Origin of the sequence: Chitinophaga pollutisoli, from assembly GCF_038396755.1 — a bacterium.
GTDB lineage: Bacteria > Bacteroidota > Bacteroidia > Chitinophagales > Chitinophagaceae > Chitinophaga > Chitinophaga pollutisoli.
On the sequence record NZ_CP149822.1, the window covers coordinates 2,568,312 to 2,587,911 of the forward strand.

Consider the following 19,600-nt stretch of genomic DNA (forward strand, 5'->3'; position numbering starts at 1 on the left):
TGCTCAGGTTTAGATAGCTAAATTTATTGAAGATTTGGCACTTCCGGCGCGGGCTTTGTGTTAAATGGTAAATTCGTAGGTTTGCAGTGACTAAAAAGTGGAAAAGGATGAATCTTCTGTTTGGACTATTTCGGTTTCTCTCCTGGGGCAATATTATCTCATTGAGCCTGCTGGCGGTGTTCGTATTGATGTCGACCCTGCTCAGCCCATCCATACCGGCGCTCATGATGCTGATGATGTATGCGACGGCGATCTTTCATAACTACTATTGCCTGCGGCTGCAACGCACCTTGAATCATCCGGGAGCACCGCTGCCGGAGGGCTTTCCTAAGCAAATGATCATACTGAGCGTGCTGGCTTTCCTGTACGCGATGTATTTCATGTCGGTATTGATCCAGATGAACCGGCTGACGCCCGCGGAGCTGGAAAAGATGTGGCCCATCGGCGACGTACCCAAAGACTCCGGATATACGAAAGAAACCCTCATCAGCACGATGATGCGCATGATCAATATCCTGTTTGGCATCCATGCCGCGGCCATTGCCATCAACTGCGTTCTTTCCAGCTTCTTCCTCAACAAATGGAAGAAAGACCGGGAGGAAGCCGAGAAAAATGAAAAATTCTTCGACGTATAATCAAAAAGGACCATGCGCGCACCATTGGCAGAAAGACTCCGTCCGGAAACGCTGGACGACCTCGTGGGCCAGGAACACCTGACAGGCCAGGGCAGCATCCTGCGGAAGGCCATTGAAGCGGGAAAAATCCCCTCCATGATCCTCTGGGGCCCTCCCGGCGTGGGTAAAACCACCATCGCCAATATCATCGCGCATACCCTGCAGGTACCGTTTTACACCCTCAGCGCCATTTCTTCCGGCGTGAAGGATATCCGGGAAGTGATCGACCTGGCCAAGAGCCGCCACGCGGTATTGTTCATCGACGAGATCCACCGGTTCAACAAATCCCAGCAGGATGCCTTGCTGGGCGCCGTGGAAAAAGGGATCATCACCCTCATCGGCGCCACCACCGAAAATCCTTCGTTCGAAGTCAACGCGGCCTTGCTCTCCCGGAGCCAGGTGTATGTGCTGAAGCCCCTCGGGCCGGAAGAGCTCCTCAAACTGCTGCGCATCGCCATGCAAAAAGACGCATGGCTCGCCGAAAAAACCATCGAGCTCAAAGAAACGGAAGCCCTCTTCAACATCTCCGGCGGCGACGCCCGCAAACTCCTCAACCTTTTCGAATTGGTCGTGGACACACTGCAAGGCGAATCCCCCATCCTCATCAACAACGAAAAAGTAATGGACATCGCGCAACAGCGCGTAGCCCTCTACGATAAATCCGGCGAACAGCATTACGACATCATCTCCGCCTTCATCAAATCCATCCGCGGCAGCGATCCCAACGGCGCCGTGTACTGGCTCGCCCGCATGCTGGCAGGCGGGGAAGACATCAAGTTCATCGCCCGGAGGCTCGTCATTTCCGCTTCCGAAGACATCGGCAACGCCAATCCCAACGCGCTTCTCCTGGCCACCAGCTGCTTCCAGGCAGTGACCGTCATCGGCAACCCCGAAGCTCGGATCATCCTGTCGCAATGCGCCACTTACCTCGCCTCCTCTCCCAAGAGCAACGCCTCCTACATGGCGATCAACACGGCGCAGAGCGTAGTCGGCCAAACCGGCGACCTCCCCGTTCCGCTGCACATCCGCAACGCGCCCACCAAACTCATGAAACAACAGGGCTACGGCAAAGGTTACCGCTATTCCCACGACTTCCAGAACAACTTCTCCGAACAGGAATACCTGCCCGACGCTATCGCGGGCACACGCTTCTACGACCCGGGAAGAAATCCCCGGGAAGATGAGCTCCGCCGCTACCTCAAAGCGTTGTGGAAAGAAAAATACAATTACTGATCCTTCGACTTATCCAGGATCTCGAAATTCAACCTGATCTGCTCCCCGTCTTCATCAACGACCGTCAGCACGTGCTTGCCAGCCTTCGGTCGGAACGACAGCTGGTGGAAGTCCCGCGTTTCCCCGATAAATTCCGCGTCCAGGTGCCAGAATATCCTGGCGTTGGGGGAACGGTGCGTGGCTTTGAAGACCGTTTCGCCGAGTGAGCCGTCGAGCTCCACGGGCACGTAAATGCGGGCGTTGGGCCTGGGGTAAATAAGCTCCATCGCGCGGCCACGGTCTTCCGTGGCACATCCGGGAAGATAGGGCGGCAAGGGCTCGTAGGCGTGCGTGGCCCGGTAGAAGTACTCCATGGCGGGCGGCAATACAAACCAGGGCTTGTGCAGCATCTTGTCGGGTTGTTCACAGTCCGCCGTGACGCGGTATTTGCCCGAGGGGTCGAGATGGATGAGCTGATGATAGGGGCATACGGCCGAACGCAGTCCCGCCTGCGGCACGGGTAGCGAATCGCGGTCGGTACAATGCTCACCGGCCCGGTATCCGCTTTGCCTGCACACGGCAATGGTGTTGAGATGGTCGTTGGGAACGGGAAACGGCAGTGTATTGGGCAATAACCTGAAGATATCAAACATCACGGGCGCGGCGGCGGAAACGCCCGTCAGCCCGGGGCGCCCTTCTCCATCGGCGTTGCCGGTCCACACCGCCACTACGAACTGCGGGGTAACGCCCACCGCCCATCCGTCCCGGAATCCGAAGCTGGTACCCGTTTTCCAGGCGATGCGCTTGGAAGAGGCGAAGGCTTGCCAGAGCATTTCTTCACCCGGGCGCATGACTTCTTCCATCGCATTGAAAGTATACCAGATGGCGCCTGCATCGAGAAGGCCGAAGCGGGCAAGGTTGTGTTTTGCGGGCTTTTTATCGCCGCTGCGGTACATGGGCGGATGATAATCGTCAGAGTCGTACTTGCCGCTGTATTGCTCCTGGTGCAGGAGGGTACGCGCCATGCTGGCGTATACGCCGGCCAGTTCCCACAACGTTGTTTCACCGCCGCCCAGGATCATCGATAGCCCGTAGTGCGTGGCGGGCTTGCGCATGGTGGTGATGCCAAGCTGGCGCAGCAGGTTGAGGAAGCGGTCGCTGCGGTACAGCTGCAAGGTTTTTACGGCGGGAATATTGAGCGAGCGTGCCAGGGCGCGTGAAGCAGGCACCCCGCCATCATATGCCTGATCAAAGTTCTGGGGCGTATACCCCGCGATATGCGTGGGCACATCGGGCAGGAGCGTATGGGGTAGCATGAGCCCGTCGTTGAGCATGCCGGCGTAAAGCAGTGGTTTCAGCGTGCTGCCCGGACTCCGTGGCGCATGGATGATATCTACATACGCCTCCAGCTCGGGATCTTCCGGCCGGTACACGTTTCCAACATACGCGAGTGCATGCCCGGTTTCCACGTCCAGCACCAGTGCGGCGGCGTTGTTGATGCCGTTGGCTTTCAGTTGCAGGTGGTGCCGGTTTACGATATCGATGACGTTTTGCTGGAGATCGCCTGTAATCGTGGTTTTCAAGCGGGTGGGTCCATCTTCTCCCCGCAGGCGGTACTCCTGCCGGAAGCGGCTGAGCAGGTGCGGAGCGAATTCGGGAAGGGGGTGAGGTTTGTCGGGAAGGGGCTCGATACAGGAAAGCGCGCAGGTCGCGCTATCGATAGTGCCGTTGCTCCAGAGTTTATGCAGCAAGGCATTGCGCTTCTCCAGCAGGCGCTGGCGGTTGCGGCCGGGGTGTATCAGGGCGGGACTATTCGGCAAAACCGCCAGGGTAGCCGTTTCTGCCCAGGATAACTGGTCCGGTCTCCTCCCGTAATAACGCCACGAAGCGGCTTCCAATCCCACCACATTTCCGCCGAAAGGTGCATTGCCTGCATATAATCCAAGGATGGATTTTTTGAATAACGGAACTCCAGCCGCGTGGCCATCGTCATTTCCACCAGCTTCTGCCAGATGGTGCGGGGCTTGTTCCGGTGCAACCGGATGACCTGCATGGTGATGGTGCTCGCGCCGCTTACTACCCTACCGCCGCCCAGGTTTTGTTTCACTGCGCGCAACAGCGCGCCGGGATCAATCCCCCAGTGGTAATAAAACCGTTTATCCTCATATGCCACAATGCATTTGGCGAATTTATCCGGCACGTCTTTATCCGCCGGAAAGCGCCACTGTCCATCTTTCGCGATGGCCGCGCCCATCAGGTCGCCCCGTTCGTCTTCGATCACAAAAGAAGTAGGTGCGGTAAACAACTGCCGCGGGAGCAGGAAATAATATCCCACCAGCAGCAACGCCGCTATCGCTAACCGCCATCTTCTCCGGTAGGCCCATGCTTTGAATCGCGTCCACATAAGGAAAGAAAAGCCGGCGCTGTTTTCCGCGCCGGCTTTGAGTTTCATGTTTATTAATTACTTCACTACTTCCACCCATTTGCCCGGCACGAATGCGTGTATCGTATTATCGTACATCGCTTCTGTACTGGTGGCGGGGAGGTAATACCGCCCGAGGTACGCCGCGTTGAGCAGCACCTGATAGGTAACGGTTTTGTTTTCTTCGAGATTGAAATACGTATATACGCGGTCGTCGCGGATATCGCGGTAAGTGTACGGCGACATGCGCAGCGTGCTGTCGTTGCCCATCAACCGGGTGTTGATGATTTCCCAGCCCGAAGGGAACACCTGCGTGAGCGCCAGTTGTTCGTAGTAACCGCGCTTGCCGGGGTTGCGGACGTTAACCGTGGCTACGAAGTCCGTGCCCTGTTTCAGTGTTTCCACGGTCACGGGTTTGCCGGTTCGGGTGTTGTACTGCACGGTCATCGCCATCACTTCCGGGTTATTCTCGGCGTAGGGGTTCTGCCCCGACTCCGGCTGCCCGCGAAGGATCAGGCGGGCGTAGAGCACATTCTGGCCTTTGTTCTGTACCGAAACGCTGTTATTGGCTTTGAATGCCACCGGGATCTGAGTAAGATAGGATTCCGAATTAACGTTTCCGCCGGTACCGCTCAGGGTGTAAGCAAACGCCATCTTGCTGCCTTTGTTCGTACCGCAATATTTCGCTATGGCGATCAGCGCATACGCCGTGGTTTGCGTACTGTACCATTGCTCCTGGCCGAGATCGAACGCCACTTCTTTCAGCAATGCGCCGGCGGCGGCGCGTTGTTCGAGAAGGGTGAGCGTTTCGAGGATCATAGCTTTGTCGCGGAGGGTGGAACCGAAGGTACCGCCCAGCTGATTATATGGCTGGATGGTAGTGCTGAGGCCACGCACCAATGCGTTCGCGGCTTCGGATTGGCCGGCGAGTTTGTAAGCGGCGGCCAGTCTCCATTTCGCGGCTACGGACAGGTACTGGAATTCGCGCAAGCGGTTCATGGCGCCCATTTCCGGCGTGCGGGAAAGGGCAAGGAGATAGAGGCGGTATGCCTGCACGAGGTCGCCGCCAACGTAATTGTAAGAACTCGGCGCCCAGCTGATGGCTTTGTTGCGCTGGAACTTCCGCCAGCCGTCGAGTAAGCCCGGGGGCAGGGTGTACCCTTTCGCCTGCGCTTCGATCATGAAGTGGCCGGCGTAGTTGGTGCCCCATTCGTCAGACTCGCCTGATCCCGGCCAGTACGACAATCCGCCATCTGTATTCTGGAAGGATTTCAGTTTGTTGATGCCGCTTTTGATATTGTGGTCCACATCCGCTTTTTGTTTATCGCTGAGGTCCATGATGGTACCGAGCGACAACTGCGGGAACACACCGGAAGTGGTCTGCTCCACGCAACCGTGGGGATATTGGATGAGGAATTTCAAGCGTTTATCGAGGTTGAGGGCGGGGATGGTGGAAACCTCGAGTACACCGGTATTGGTGCCCGCCATGCCCACCGGCGCAAAGGGCGCGTCCCATTTCGTGCCGGGTTCGAGTGTTTTTTCGATGACGTTGGTGGTGAAAGGATTGGGGTTGCGCACATCCAGTTCCACGTTTTCTTCCGCCCTTTCCTTACCGCTGGTGGCTACCACCTTGAATTTCCCGATGCCTACCTGGCTGCGGATCTTCACGTCGAAATACACCAGCTGCTCACCCGGTTTCGGGAAGCTAACCGTTTTGGTGGCATCGCCCACCACCTCGAAATACGGGTTGGAGCTGAGGGAAACGCTGGCTTGTTTGACATGCGGTTCCAATCCAAAAACCGTCACCGGCAACTGGATCGTTTCGCCGGGGCCCAACACGCGCGGCGCGGTGGCCAGCAGCATGAGGGGCTTCTTCACCGCAGCTACTTTCTCCGCGTTTCCGTAAGCGCCTTCCTGGCCCGCCACCACCATGGCTTTCACGGAACCGATATAAGGCGGCAGCTGGAAGTTATGCGTTTGCTTCTCTCCTTTCTTCAGATAAAACGGCCCCATGAATTTTACCACGGGTTTAAACCGGTTGGCCTTGGCCTGGCTGGCGCCACGGTTAAGTCCTTCGTCGCCGCCGATGCTCAGGATCCGCTCCAGGTCGCCGCCCCAGGCGCCGATCACATAATCGAACAAGTCCCAGGTTTTCACGCCCAACGCTTCGCGAGAGTAGAAAACGCCGTGCGCGTCCGGTGTCCTGAAGCGCGTGAGGTCGAGCAGGCCTTCGTCTACGATGGCCACGGTATATGTCATCGCCTTGCCGTTGGCTTCCGATACGGAGATGGAGGCGCCGGACTCAGGGCGCAACGTGGCCGGCAGCGTCACCACAGGCTTGAGGATGGTATTCGGATCTTCCACCAGCACCGGAATCGTACCGTACATGCGGATGGGCAGGTCGTTGATGGTTTGCGCATGCGGTTGCAGGAGACTCACGTTCACATAGATGTTCGGCGCCATGTTCGGCTCTGCCTTGAACTTGTAAACGGTCTGCCCTTTTTCGGTATTGATCCAGTCGGTTCTGAGCACCTTACTGCCCGACTCAATACTGATCAACCCGCGGCCGCCTTCGCTGCTGGGGATGGTCAGGACCACATCTTCCCCGACGTTGTATTTCGTTTTGCTGGCGGTGAATACGAGCATGGAAGCCTCCGTAGGATTCTCCTTCGACAGCCTTTCTTCGTAGTTCGGCCAGTCGATGTACACGGATTGACCGGTAATGTGCCCGCTTTCCAGGTCTTTCACACGGATGAGGTAACGCCCCCACGAAGGTTGCTCCACACGCAGGTTCCAGCTGCCTTTGCCGGCTGCGAGCGTGACCTGGTCGGTGCTGATGAGTTGATTATAATTATCGTTGGTGAAGTTGCTGATGTCGTCATCGCTTTCATCCCACCACCAGCGCCAGCGGATTTTATACAACTGTACTTCCACTTTGCGGCTGCCGCTGAGGAGCCTGCCGTTGGCATCCACGTTCACAATACTTACGGCATGGTCTTTTCCGGTAACGAGCATGCCGGTCAGGCGGTTGCCTTCCGGCGCCCTTACGCCCACATACGTGTCGAAAACGTGGTAGGGCATGGAGAAATGGTCGATACTGAAATCGCCTCCCGGCTCAAACACTTTCACTTCGAAATTGGCTTTGAGCACACCCGGCGCGCGCTCCCCGACGGGAATATTGGCGGCCACGGGCGCGGAGCCTTCTTCGTTCAGGCTGGCGTCGAAGATGGTTTTGTTTTCGGTGCTGAATTTCCCGGCAGGATCATCGAATGAATATCCTTCCAGCCTGGGGAATGCGGTGCGGGAAGACGTGAGCGACACGTCCACTTTGGCTTTCAGGCTTTGCGCCGGCGCACCGAAGAGCCAGGCTGCCGTGAGGGTGCCTTTCGGCTGCTGATCCTTCACGAGCGATGGCTGCGCCCCGAAATCGAGTTTCACTTTCAGGCGGTTGGGCTTCACGGTTTCGATCCGCACATTGCGCCGGAACTCCGCGCCGCCCACTTTCACCTTGGCGAGCCAGCTGCCCGTAGGGGCACCGGCATCGGTCACGGTGTTGAAATTATAGAATCCGTTCAGGGAAATATGCTGATTGATGCGCTTGTACAGTTGGCCTTTCGGGTTGTACAGTTCCAGTGTAACGGGATGGTTCTCGGGAAGCTTGTGCTCCTTGTCTTCCAGCAGGAAAGTCAGAAACAGCGAATCTCCCGGGCGCCAAACCCCTCTTTCCCCGTACAGGAACCCTTTCATCCCCTGCTGCACCTGCTCTCCTTTTACGTCGAAGCGGCTCAGGGGTAGCGAGGAACCATCGTCGAGCTTCAGGTAGCCGCGCTCGTTCTCACGTTTGGCCACCAGCAGGTAGGGCTTCTTCTTCAACTCGAATTTCGCGAAGCCGTCGCCGTCGGATTTAGTGGAGAAGATCACCTGGTTTTGATAGTCGAGCAGATTGATATCCACGCCCGACAAAGGCTTGGCATCGCGAATATCGGTTACGGCCACCACCATGCTGTTATCGTTCCCGCGCTTGGCGATGAGGCCGATGTTGGAAGCGACGATGTTCCGGGAAGCCCAGCGTTCGTAATGGTAGTAGCTGTTGCGGCAGGGATTGTCGCGGTCGTTCCAGCTGTATCCGTAAGGGTAATAATCGTCGTACCGGCGCCAGAACGCGTCGTCCTGATCGATATCTTCGCCATAATATTCGCGTTCCATCTCTGCTTCCTCTTCCGCCGAACCTGCCTCTTCGCCTTTGCAGGTGTAGAGCGCGTACGCTTTCCGGAAACCGATGCGCACGCGGTAAATGGCGCCGGGCTCGGCTTTGATGATTTGCTCCAGGTCGAGGTTGAAGCGGTTACGGTGACGGAGGTTCAGTGATTTATCGGCATCGAGGCGGATCGTTTTTTCCGCCACGGGGGCCGCCACGCGCCGAAGCTCGTTGTCGCCGTTGAGGTTGTTGCGCTGCAGGTATTGCGGGATGTTGCTTTCATAAATCTTCACCACCGTTACATCCACCGCGTTCAATCCCACTGCTTCAAACGGCATCACGAGCTTCCCGCTCTGCGGCATGATCACGCCCTTGCCCGGGATGGTTACCGACGGCAGGCGGTTTTCAAAATTCACACTGCCGGTAAACGCCTTGTCGAGTTTGTCTTCAAACGCGCTCAAAATCCCTTCATTCACCACAACGGTGTAATTCCCTTCGAGCCGGCCCGGTGCGAAAACTTTCACCTCGCTGCCTTCGATGGTATATTTCAGATCCGTGGTGCCGCTGATGGTGATGAGGCCTTCCAGCGCCTGCGTGGGCAGGAGCGGGCAGGAAAACTGCACCAGCAGGTGCTCTTCGGGTTCATATCTCGGCTGAATGTCCAGTACTTTAAAATCCCCGATCGCCGGCACTTCAATTTCCCGGCTGTCTTTCACATCGGATTTGATCGGCGCGCCGTCCCACAGGATGTGCAGCTTCGCGGCGACGGATTTCCGGGTGATATTACCGATGGTGAAGCGATAGGTTCTGTTGGCGACGTCGTGCTGCCATTGCAGGGTCGTTTTTTCGCCGTTGTATTGCACGGATATGAGTTTCTCGACCGCCTGCACATCTTCCGCGTCGGAAGTGCGCACTACGCCGGTGTATTGCATTTTTTCCCGGCTGTTGCCGGCGGTCCTGAGCCCCAGCAATTCCACTTCAAAAGAAGGTTTGATCACTTCAAACCCGAACGTGAAAACTTTGAATTGCGCCGGCACGGTCATCACTTTACCGAGTTTAAACTTGCCGGTGTAGCGTTTGCCGGGTTCCAGGTTTTTCTCCGGCCTGAATTCCAGCGTGGTGGCATCTACCCAGAAAGCTTTCCCGGAAATGGACGGTGAGAAGGAGAAGATATCATCGGCCACGGGTTCGTTCACCGCGTGGGTCACGTTCACATCTCCCGCCAGCTGGATACGGATCGCGCTTTGTTTGGAAATAATGCCGGTCGTATAGGCGTCGATGTAACGGGCGAAAGCTGGGTCTGCCTCTTTGGCTTTCGTTCCACATCCGGCCAGGTACAGTGCTGCTGCAAATACGGTTAACAGGCAGGCCAGGGGCAATAGCCTCTTGTTCGGGTGCATAGTAAAGGTTTTAATTTGGACGGACTAAAGGTATCGGATTTATATCATTTTCCCATTCCGGATGCGCAGGAAGCGGTCTACGGGCGCGGGGAGCTCTTCTTCGTAATGCGTAACGTAAATCATGGTCACGTTCATATGTTCGCAGAGCATTTCGATGACTTTTTTGAAGTGGTTGCGCTGGTGGTCGTCGAGCCCCTGGGTGGGTTCATCGAAAATAAGCAGCGGCGGATTTTTGACAAGGGCGCGGCCGAGCAGCGTGAGGCGCTGGATGCCGGCAGGCACGCTTTTGAAAAATTCTTCGGCATAATCACCGCATTCGAGCAGCTGCAGCCATTTGCCGGCGACGGCCAATTGCTCCGGGGTGGCCGGGCGCATGTAGCCGATGGTGTCGTAGAACCCGGAAGCGGCCACCTGGAGGCAGGTAGCGTTGGACTGAAAATACTGGTGCAATTCTGGGGAAACGAATCCGATCTTCCGCTTGATGTCCCAGATGCTTTCGCCGCTGCCCCTTTTACGGCCGAAGAGGTGGATGCGGTTGGCGTAGGATTGGGGATTATCCGCCGTGATGAGGCTGAGCAGGGTGCTTTTCCCGGAGCCGTTCGGGCCGAGGAGCGCCCATTTCTCACCGGGCATCACGAGCCAGTCGATGCCCTCGAGGATAACGTTCTCTCCATACTTCACATGGATTTTTTCCATTTGCACGATGGAGGGGAAGTCGTCTGCCGGGGTATTTTCGGTGAGGGAAGCCACGAGCGCGGCGTCCATGGAGGTAACGGCGGAACCGGGGGCTTCGGGGCGGTATTGCGCCAGGAAGGCGTCGCGGGACCAGGAGCCGGCGACGCGGCCTTCCTCCAGTTCGAGGACGTGCGTGATGGCGGCGGGGATTTCCTGCGGGGTGGTAACGAGCACCACAGCCACGCCGGAGGCGGCGAGGTGGTCTACGATGCCGCGGAAGGCCTGGCGCGCCTGGACGTCGAGCCCGATGAAGGGGTTGTCGAGCAGGAGCAGGGAGGGCTGGCGGAGGAGGGCTTTGGCGATCATCACGCGGCGGGTTTCGCCGTTGGAGAGCTTTATTAGCTCTTTATGGCGGAGGGGGCCGATGTTGAGCGGCGCCAGCAGCGGGTCGTCCTGGCAGTCTTCGAGGTATTCGCTGACAGTGGGGGCATCCGACGAATCCATGGAGTTGAACCGTTGCTGGTAGTAAAAGTCAGGCATGTTTGACTTATTCCTGAAATCGTTGTGATGCCCTACCATGGCCACCAGGCGGCGATAATTGAAGTAAGGGTCGCTGATCTGGTGCGTTTCGCGGTAGCGTTCATAAAAATAATGTCGGATACTCCCGCCGATCACATTATTTTTGCCGATAATTGTGTCGAGGAGGCTGGTTTTACCGGCCCCGCTCCTGCCAACGATAGCCCAGTGCTCGCCAGTGTTCACCTGCCAGGTAAAATCCCGGAGGAGGGTGTGCTGCTGGTTGCGGACCGTGATGTGGTCCATGGACAGGAATGGGAGAGAATGGCTGCTCATAATAATAAGGCTGTATGGTTTCCGGGGCCAATTTCGGCACTCTAAACCTGAAATCAAACCCCCAAACGTGAAATTTTATCTAAAAGGAGGCATATAATGGACATCAGGTGGGAAATCAGGACATTCGAAGCGCTCAGCAATGAAGAGTTGTACCAGATATTGCGGCTCCGTAATGAAGTTTTTGTCGTGGAGCAGCAATGCGCCTATCAGGATGCGGATAATTACGACCAGTTGGCGGTCCACGTTATGGGGATGACGCGTGCCGGATTGGCAGCTTATACGCGGGTATTCGGTCCCGGCATCAAGTTTGACATGGCATCCATCGGTCGGGTGGTAACGGCGGGCTTTGCCCGGAGGCACGGTTTCGGCCGGGAGGTGATGCACGTTTCAATCGCCACGGTGCAGGATAAATGGGGGAAAATGCCAATTAAGATCAGCGCACAGCAATATTTACAGAAATTTTATGAATCTTTGGGGTTCGTACAACGAAGTGATACGTATATGGAGGATAATATCCCCCATATCGAAATGATCAGAGACTAACATATTTATATAAAGCAATACATTCAAATGACGCCACTTGAACAGCTGCGTAAAATGCTGGACGAGCAGTATTATACGCAACAGAAAGAGGAATACTCGGTAGAATTATTCCCGGGGCTTTCCGAAGAAGAAATTGACGACATCGGCAACCAATTGCGCACCAATTATATCCCGGACGAGATCAGGGAACTCCTGGCCTTTTCCAGCGGTTTTCTGTTTTACGGCCTGGACGCCATCACCTTTGATGCGGTGAATGAGTTCGAAATCCCCAACCTGATCCCCCGCTCCATCCGTATCGCCGGCGACGGCTACGGCAACAGCTGGGTGATCGATGTGGATACCGAAGGCGATTGGGGCAGCGTTTTCTACGTGGGCCACTCTCCCGCCGTTATCGTGAAACAAGCGGATTCCCTCACCGGATTCCTCGAACAACTCCACGAATACGGTAAAGATCCCCGCAAATCCAGCATCGGCATGGTGCATGAAATCGTGGTAAACGATATCTGGAACCGTGAAGACGGCCTTGTTTCCCGCGACGAAGCCAGCTATTCCGAAGATCCCGAACTGTCCGACTTCGCGCGCCGCCTCCCGCATTATTACATGCTGGGCGACCTGCGTTTCAGTGAAGTAGGTTCCGGGTTCGCCTGGGGCAAATTCAGCACCGATCCCCGCGGCATCATCCGTCTCAAGGAAGGATATCTCTGGGGTATCGAGAAGAAGACACCTCGCCCCGGAGGCTTCGGCGGCGGCGGCGGTCGCTTTGGCGGCGGCAACCGTGGCGGTGGCGGATACGGCGGCGGCAACCGCGGAGGCGGAGGCTACGGTGGCGGTAATCGCGGCGGTGGCGGAGGCTATGGCGGCAACCGCGGCGGCGGAGGCGGTTATGGCGGCGGTGGAAACCGTGGCTATGGCGGCGGTGGCGGTGGATATGATCGCGGCGGTGGCGGCGGCGGTTACGATCGCGGTGATCGCGGCGGATACGGCGGCGGCAACCGTGGTGGATATGGCGGCGGTGATCGCGGTGGTTATGATCGCGGAAGCGGCGGAGATGACCGCGGCGATCGCGGCGGATACGGCGACCGTGGCGGTGATCGCGGCGGATACGACCGTGGCGGCGAACGCGGTGGCGGCGAAGACCGTGATTTCAACAGATAATCAACTTCTAATAGCTATACATCATCCCTGGCCGTCATCCGGCCGGGGATTTCTTTTATTCGCCCCAAATAAAAAAATCCCCGGCTGGCCTGCCAACCGGGGATTTTTTACGTACCCTATTAATTAAGGAAGACTCATCTTCTGCTTCACTTTCCACATTGGCAACAAGTACGACACCGTGTACTGCACGTCAAACACATTTCCCTTGTTACCCTTGCCGTAACCCGGTATTACCATCGGGGGATAATCCCCCTTCGACAGCTTCTTCGTCAACAGCAAGCGGTCGTGAAGGCTCCAGCCAACATAGAAATTCTTCAGCACTTCTACTTTTATCCCCAACGACAATTCCACCCAATGGGCCGATTTGGTAGCTGAATTCACGGAACTGTGATAATCACCCCAATAACTGCCAGGCACAGTATAGGCGGGCAATTCGTAGTTAAACAGGGCGAAACCGTACTTCATCCCCGCATACAACATGAAATTCTCCTTGGGCACCTGCTTTTTCAACAGGTTGTAATTCGCCCCGAGCGATATCGCCAGGCCGCCGCCTTTGTAAGTATAGGAAGTATCGGAATGGGAAGTCCGGTTCCAGGAAATATCCGACGCAAGGAAAATACGGTCGCGGTACCGGGCGTCAAGCGTGATCGTCGCGTCTGTCCGGTAGGGTTGGAAAAAGTGCATCGCCACCCGCGTGAGGTCTGTGCCGATGCGCAGGCCTGCCGGCACTTCCACCACCAGGCCTTTGACGGAGTCCTTCTTTTTGTCCTGCGCGCCGGCCGCGAGTGCCATGAGCAGGAAGCAGGCGCTAAAAATGGAGGATAATGTGGACTTCATTAATCGTGGTTATGTTTTTGGCATTGAGTTGCACCGATTTAACGACGTTTTGGGTAGACCAGGCGGAGTCGATATTGTAAAACATCGCCACCCCGCAACCGGCCGACACGAAGTGAGGCTGGCGCTTATAGGCGAAAGTAAGCGTATCCGCGACGCGCGTGCTATCCGTCTGGAAATAAAACCGGGAAGTATCGTTATTGGCATCCAGCGGCAATTGCATGCCGCTCATGCCGGTGCGCTTGCGGATCAGGCTGTCTTTCCCCAGCCCCCAAACCGTCACTTTCGGCATCACGGTATCCACGATGGTGTTGGTGCCGGGCTTTGTATAACGAAAGCGGGCGTTGGCAAAGGTGCGCGTATCCTGGTCGCACGATTTTGTATCGTCGTTGCAGGCGGCCAGCGCCGTGAAACTACAAAGTAACAGGATCAGATATTTCATATAGCGGGCTGATGGCATGGAAGCCTATTGCTTGAGTTCTTTTTTCAAAAATATGGCGGTATGGCTTTCTTTGCACTTGCTGACTTCTTCCGGGGTACCGGTAGCCAGGATACGCCCGCCGCCTTCGCCGCCTTCGGGCCCGAGGTCCACCACGTAATCCGCCACTTTCACCACATCCAGGTTATGCTCGATCACGAGCACGCTGTTGCCACGGTCCACCAGCTTATTCAACACATTAAGCAGCAGCTGAATATCCTGGAAATGAAGCCCGGTAGTAGGTTCATCGAGGATATAAATGGTTTTGCCGGTATCCTTTTTCGACAGCTCGGTAGCCACCTTCACGCGCTGGGCTTCACCTCCGGAGAGGGTTACAGCCGATTGCCCGAGCGTAATGTAACCAAGCCCCACATCCTGCAAGGTCTTGATCTTGCGGTGAAGATACGGCACGGCGTGGAAGAACTCGACAGCTTCCTCCACCGTCATATCCAGTACGTCGCTGATGGATTTGCCCTTATAACGGATTTCGAGGGTTTCGCGGTTGTAGCGGCGGCCGTTACATTTCTCGCAATGCACGTACACGTCGGGCAGGAAGTTCATTTCGATCACCCGCACGCCGGCGCCCTCGCAAACATCGCAGCGCCCACCTTTCACGTTGAAGGAGAACCGGCCTGCGTTGTACCCGCGGATCTTGGCCTCCGGCACGGCGGCAAAAAGCGCCCTGATCTCCGTGAAAAACCCGCAATACGTTGCCGGATTACTCCGCGGCGTCCGGCCGATGGGCGACTGGTCGATCTCGATCACTTTGTCCAGCTCCTCCAGCCCCTTCACGCTTTTGTACGGCATGGGCGTCATTTTGGAGTTATAAGCGTGGCGGGAAAGGATCGGGTATAATGTTTCGTTGATGAGCGTGGATTTGCCGCTGCCGGATACGCCCGTTACGCAAATGAACGTACCGAGCGGCAGTTTCAGGCTGACGTTCTTGAGATTATTGCCCGTGGCGCCTTTCAGCTCCAGGAACTTCCCGTTGCCTTTGCGGCGCACCTGGGGAACAGGGATTTCGTGTATCCCGTTCAGGTAGCCCGCCGTCGCGGTTTTGAGCTTCAGCATTTCCGCGGGCGTACCCTGCGCCACCACCTGGCCACCGTGCAAACCCGCACCCGGACCGATATCTATGAGGTGATCCGCATGCAGCATGATGTCTTTATCGTGCTCTACCACCAGCACCGAGTTACCCATTTCTTTAAGGTTGCGGAGCGCGTCGATGAGGCGCATATTGTCGCGCTGGTGCAGGCCGATGCTGGGTTCGTCAAGGATATATGTGATGCCCATGAGCTGGGAACCGATCTGCGTGGCCAGGCGGATACGCTGGCTTTCGCCGCCAGACAGTGTGCGGGTGGCGCGGCTGAGGGTGAGGTAGGTAAGCCCCACATCGAGCAGGAAGCCGAGGCGCTCGCGGATTTCCTTGAGCACGTCTTTGGCGATTACGTTCTGCTTTTTATCGAGGCGCTTTTCGATATCGCTGAACCATTCGGCCAGGCTGGCGAGGTTAAGCTCGCCGAGCTCGGCGATGTTCTTCCCATCCACCTTGAACATCAGGCTTTCCTTCTTCAGGCGGGTGCCGTTGCACTCGGGGCAGGCCGACAGCTGCATGAATCCCTCGGCCCAATTGCGCACATAATCGGAAGTAGAATCTTTAAAGTAGCGGCGGACCAGGTTCACCACGCCCTCGTATTCCGTAGCATACGCCTCCTGCGCGCCTTCGTCACCGAAATCCAAATCTACTTCCAGTTTGCCGTTCTCATCACCGAAAAGGAGCACGTTGAGGGCTTTTTCGGGGATTTTATCGATGGGAGCGGTCAGGGAGAATTTATATTTCTTCGCGAGTTGTTGTACTTGTTTGAAGGTGAAGGTGTCGCGCGCTTCGCCGAGGGGCACGAGGCCGCCTTCGTTGATGGATTTGCTGCGGTCGGGCAGCACTTCGTCCATATTGATCTGGTAAATGGTGCCGAGGCCTTTGCAGCGGGGGCAGGCGCCGTAAGGCGAGTTGAAGGAGAACGTGTTGGGCGAAGGCTCTTCGTAGGAAATGCCGGTGTCTTCACACATCAGCTGGCGGCTGTACTGGCTCACCTTGCTGGTGTCGTGGTCCATAACGAACATGAGGCCTTTACCGAGCTGGAGCGCTTTCTGCACGCTCTGGCTGATGCGGACGCGGGCATCGTCCTGCACCTGGATGCGATCGATCACCAGTTCGATGTCGTGGATTTTGTACCGGTCCACCTGCATTCTTTCCTTCAGGTCCATCACTTCGCCATCCACACGTACTTTCACGAAGCCCTGTTTGCGGACTTGTTCGAAAAGTTCGCGGTAATGGCCTTTACGGCCGCGGACGAGGGGGCGAGGATGACGAGTTTCTTTTTCGGGAAATGGGAAAAGATATGCGCCATGATCTCCTCTTCAGAGAAGCGGGTCATGCGCTTGCCGGTGTTATAGGAATAGGCTTCGCTGGCGCGAGCGTAGAGCAGGCGGAGGAAGTCGTAAATCTCGGTGATGGTGCCCACGGTGGAGCGGGGGTTTTTGTTGGTCGTTTTCTGCTCGATGGAAATCACCGGGGAAAGCCCTGTGATCTTGTCCACATCCGGCCGTTCCATGTCGCCGATAAACTGACGGGCGTAGGCGCCGAAGCTTTCCATATACCGGCGCTGCCCTTCCGCATAAATCGTATCAAACGCCAACGACGATTTGCCGCTGCCGCTGATGCCCGTAATAACGACCAGGCTATTCTTCGGAATACGTATATCCAGGTTTTTCAGGTTATGTTCCCTGGCGCCGTAAACTTCGATCATTTCATCTCCCTGCACGATTGGAGCCGGTTGTTCCGTTGTTTTTTGCTTTTGCTTTGCCATATTAGATCCCGAACGCAAATTGAGGGTATAAAACTACGCATTTAACAAGGGATGGAAAAATCCGAATTTGCACCTCACATTACAATAAAATGAATATCAATAAATCAAATATGTATGGTTAGATAACCAACTTGTTGATTTCCGTTTTAAATTCAGTGATCGTCACGCTTGTGCGACCTGTTAGCCCGAAATCCCCCTGCTGAAATCACATTAACCCGATTTCTGAAATGCGGATGTTATCCCCTACCGATCGCATCATACTATGCGCCCCGCCTGGATTTTTATGCCTTCCCGGTTGTTCCGACCGGATGAGGCCATTGTTGTTCTGTTTTACCTGATATACTCACCCACTTAAACCCGCTTTTATGCACAAAATCCACAATGCTTTTTTCCTGGCCATGTTGATTGTTACGGCCTGCAAGAAACCTCATTTCCCCCATCAGCCCAAACCCTGCCCCGCCACCGAAGACTGCCTACTGACCGCGCTGCATACCACGCAAGGCCTCTCCCGCGACTCCGAAGGACCGGAGAATTCCTCGGAGATCTTCCGCAACCCCGATAACCGGCCCTACAAACATCGTGGTTACATGACCGGCTGGGAAACGAAAATCGTCAGCAACATCACTTACGCCGGCAACCGCATGACGCTGACCGACAGCGGCAGCGGCATCAAACGGATGGACGTATGGTTCAATAGCTGCGGACAACCGGATTCCGCCAAATGGTATCCCACCGGGCTGCCGAACGAGTTCCCTACCCGAACCTACTACCAATACAATTCCACCAAAAAACTCACCGGTTTTACAACGTATTTCAATGAAGAATATGGTCCCGGGGTAAAGAAAGATGTACAAATCATCCGCGACGCCCACGGCAATGTGCTCAAACTGACGGACGGCATGAGCATAACGGAATGGACCTACGACTACAACCAACCCATCAAGCCGGCGCAGATCTATTATGTAACAAATTCAACCCCGATCTGGTCCACCACTTTCCTGCTGGAACAATTCGGGCTGATCGATTTCCGGCCGCGCCATGTTCCCAAATCGATTGCTTACAACATGAGCGGATACCAGTTTGATACAGAACAAATCACTGATGTCGTGATCAGCAGGGACAAGGTGGTTTCCTATGTGCACCGTGTTGGCGATGGCGGCCCGAACCAGGGGCTTTACATCCGCACCGTTACATTGACGTACAAGTGTAAATCCGGTCACAAGAAAATCTAAAGACGTTCATCTTTCCGGTTGCGGACATGATGTAGCCGGAAAGATGCTGGTATTGTTTATGAAAATGATTATCACCCCATTCATACCCTCATATTTTGCCCCATTATGAAACATTTGCGCCCGTTGTCTTACTTTCCCGCCGGTCAACACCGGCATGTATCAATTACCAATTGTCGGACTCGGGCTGATATGCTATGAAAGGCCGTTTCTCTGCTGAACCGGTGATGGCAGCCGGCAATGTGACGTACATCGCCGGCCGTTCACCGGAGGGTTTCCATTAACGAAAGATCCTTACGAGACTGGCGGCTGTTATACCCGCGGCCTCGTGCTGCCGGGCATCCGTTTTTCTTGCCGGGATAACTACTGAATTCGCTATTCCTTTTACCAGCCCAGCTTCCAGTATGTTCCACGCTTCCAGCAACATGGGATCATGATCCGGTTCGGACGCTACTTCGAAGCGGTAACGGATAGGCGCAGGCTTCGATGCCACGGAACCTGCTATTAGAGAAGCTTCCTGCAACATAGGATCACGATCCGGATCGGAAGCTACTTCGAAGCGGTAACGGATGGGAGCAGGCCCTGGCGTTGATGCCACAGAACCTCCTACCAGTGAAGCTTCCAGCATCTCATGCGCTTCGAGCAGCATGGGATCACGATCCGGTTCGGACGATACTTCGAAGCGGTAGCAGATAGCGGTAGGCTTCGATGCCACAGAACCCATTACCAGAGAAGCTTCCAGCAGCATGGGATCACGATCCGGTTCAGACGCTACTTCAAAGCGGTAGCGAATGGGAGCAGGTTGATGCGGCATCCCTGCGGAGCCCGCCACAGGCAACGTATCGCCGGGAACCAAAAGGCTGGCCGACACGAAATCCGTGTCCAGCAACATGGGGTCGGCATCCGGTATCTGATCCAAAAAATTGTACCGGATCGGAACCGGATGAACCGTCTGCCGGGAACATCCCGCAGTCAACATAACAATGGCGGCTGATACCAGCACAAACAGGGTTTTACAATGTTTCATCTCTTCGTTTAATTTTCTTTTTTGATTACGCATC

General features: G+C 55.8%; 10 protein-coding genes and 2 pseudogenes. 5 read left to right on the forward strand and 7 right to left on the reverse strand.

From position 1 onward, the window contains the following. Positions 1-107 precede the first annotated feature (107 nt). Positions 108-635, forward strand: a complete 528-nt coding sequence (locus WJU16_RS10445) for a hypothetical protein (protein ID WP_341838258.1) — start codon at positions 108-110, stop codon at positions 633-635. Positions 636-647: 12 nt separating this feature from the next. Then, positions 648-1,907, forward strand: coding sequence for a replication-associated recombination protein A (locus WJU16_RS10450; RefSeq protein ID WP_341838259.1), 1,260 nt, complete (start codon positions 648-650; stop codon positions 1,905-1,907). On the opposite strand, the pseudogene pbpC reads toward WJU16_RS10450, so the two are convergent. The 3 genes and pseudogenes from pbpC to WJU16_RS10470 all read right to left on the reverse strand — a co-directional run bounded on the left by pbpC (position 1,901) and on the right by WJU16_RS10470 (position 11,433). Then, positions 1,901-4,338, reverse strand: a pseudogene (pbpC, locus tag WJU16_RS10455) (penicillin-binding protein 1C). The gene WJU16_RS10450 and the pseudogene pbpC overlap by 7 nt on opposite strands. 9 nt (positions 4,339-4,347) lie before the next feature. Continuing rightward, the gene (locus WJU16_RS10465) at positions 4,348-9,906 is read right to left on the reverse strand and encodes an MG2 domain-containing protein (RefSeq protein ID WP_341838262.1); all 5,559 of its coding nucleotides are present in this window, start codon (positions 9,904-9,906) and stop codon (positions 4,348-4,350) included. Positions 9,907-9,945: 39 nt separating this feature from the next. Next, positions 9,946-11,433 (reverse strand): ATP-binding cassette domain-containing protein, encoded by a 1,488-nt coding sequence (locus WJU16_RS10470; RefSeq protein ID WP_341838263.1) that lies wholly within the window; start codon positions 11,431-11,433, stop codon positions 9,946-9,948. 96 nt (positions 11,434-11,529) lie between these two features. Between WJU16_RS10470 and WJU16_RS10475 the strand changes: the two genes are divergently transcribed. Then, a complete protein-coding gene (locus tag WJU16_RS10475) occupies positions 11,530-11,976 on the forward strand; it encodes a GNAT family N-acetyltransferase (protein ID WP_341838264.1) in 447 nt (148 codons plus the stop codon). Positions 11,977-12,003: 27 nt separating this feature from the next. Next, complete coding sequence (locus tag WJU16_RS10480) at positions 12,004-13,131, forward strand: SMI1/KNR4 family protein (protein WP_341838265.1); 1,128 nt, start codon at positions 12,004-12,006, stop codon at positions 13,129-13,131. A gap of 123 nt (positions 13,132-13,254) precedes the next feature. Here WJU16_RS10480 and WJU16_RS10485 read toward each other — a convergent pair whose 3' ends face one another. From WJU16_RS10485 to uvrA, 3 genes and pseudogenes are all read right to left on the reverse strand, one after another. Next, entirely contained in the window at positions 13,255-13,968 is a 714-nt protein-coding gene (locus WJU16_RS10485; RefSeq protein ID WP_341838266.1) for a DUF6048 family protein, read from the reverse strand. Further along, positions 13,940-14,407: a DUF6452 family protein gene (locus tag WJU16_RS10490; protein ID WP_341838267.1), complete on the reverse strand. Its 468-nt coding sequence runs from the start codon at positions 14,405-14,407 to the stop codon at positions 13,940-13,942. Before WJU16_RS10490 ends, WJU16_RS10485 begins: the two co-directional genes overlap by 29 nt. A 24-nt stretch (positions 14,408-14,431) precedes the next feature. Further along, positions 14,432-17,310, reverse strand: a pseudogene (uvrA, locus tag WJU16_RS10495) (excinuclease ABC subunit UvrA). 365 nt (positions 17,311-17,675) lie between these two features. Here uvrA and WJU16_RS10500 point away from each other — a divergent pair. Continuing rightward, entirely contained in the window at positions 17,676-18,542 is an 867-nt protein-coding gene (locus WJU16_RS10500) for a hypothetical protein (protein WP_341838268.1), read from the forward strand. Between the two features lie 277 nt (positions 18,543-18,819). Here the strand turns inward: WJU16_RS10500 and WJU16_RS10505 are convergent, their stop codons facing one another. Then, the gene (locus WJU16_RS10505) at positions 18,820-19,458 is read right to left on the reverse strand and encodes a hypothetical protein (protein ID WP_341838269.1); all 639 of its coding nucleotides are present in this window, start codon (positions 19,456-19,458) and stop codon (positions 18,820-18,822) included. Between the last annotated feature and the right edge of the window lie 142 nt (positions 19,459-19,600).

Excerpts from the sequence above, each read along its gene's own strand:
- WJU16_RS10445 (WP_341838258.1), top strand. The coding sequence starts at position 108 with ATGAATCTTCTGTTTGGACTATTTCGGTTTCTCTCCTGGGGCAATATT.
- WJU16_RS10450 (WP_341838259.1), top strand. The coding sequence starts at position 648 with ATGCGCGCACCATTGGCAGAAAGACTCCGTCCGGAAACGCTGGACGAC.
- WJU16_RS10465 (WP_341838262.1), bottom strand. The coding sequence starts at position 9,906 with ATGCACCCGAACAAGAGGCTATTGCCCCTGGCCTGCCTGTTAACCGTA.
- WJU16_RS10470 (WP_341838263.1), bottom strand. The coding sequence starts at position 11,433 with ATGAGCAGCCATTCTCTCCCATTCCTGTCCATGGACCACATCACGGTC.
- WJU16_RS10475 (WP_341838264.1), top strand. The coding sequence starts at position 11,530 with ATGGACATCAGGTGGGAAATCAGGACATTCGAAGCGCTCAGCAATGAA.
- WJU16_RS10480 (WP_341838265.1), top strand. The coding sequence starts at position 12,004 with ATGACGCCACTTGAACAGCTGCGTAAAATGCTGGACGAGCAGTATTAT.
- WJU16_RS10485 (WP_341838266.1), bottom strand. The coding sequence starts at position 13,968 with ATGAAGTCCACATTATCCTCCATTTTTAGCGCCTGCTTCCTGCTCATG.
- WJU16_RS10490 (WP_341838267.1), bottom strand. The coding sequence starts at position 14,407 with ATGAAATATCTGATCCTGTTACTTTGTAGTTTCACGGCGCTGGCCGCC.
- WJU16_RS10500 (WP_341838268.1), top strand. The coding sequence starts at position 17,676 with ATGCACAAAATCCACAATGCTTTTTTCCTGGCCATGTTGATTGTTACG.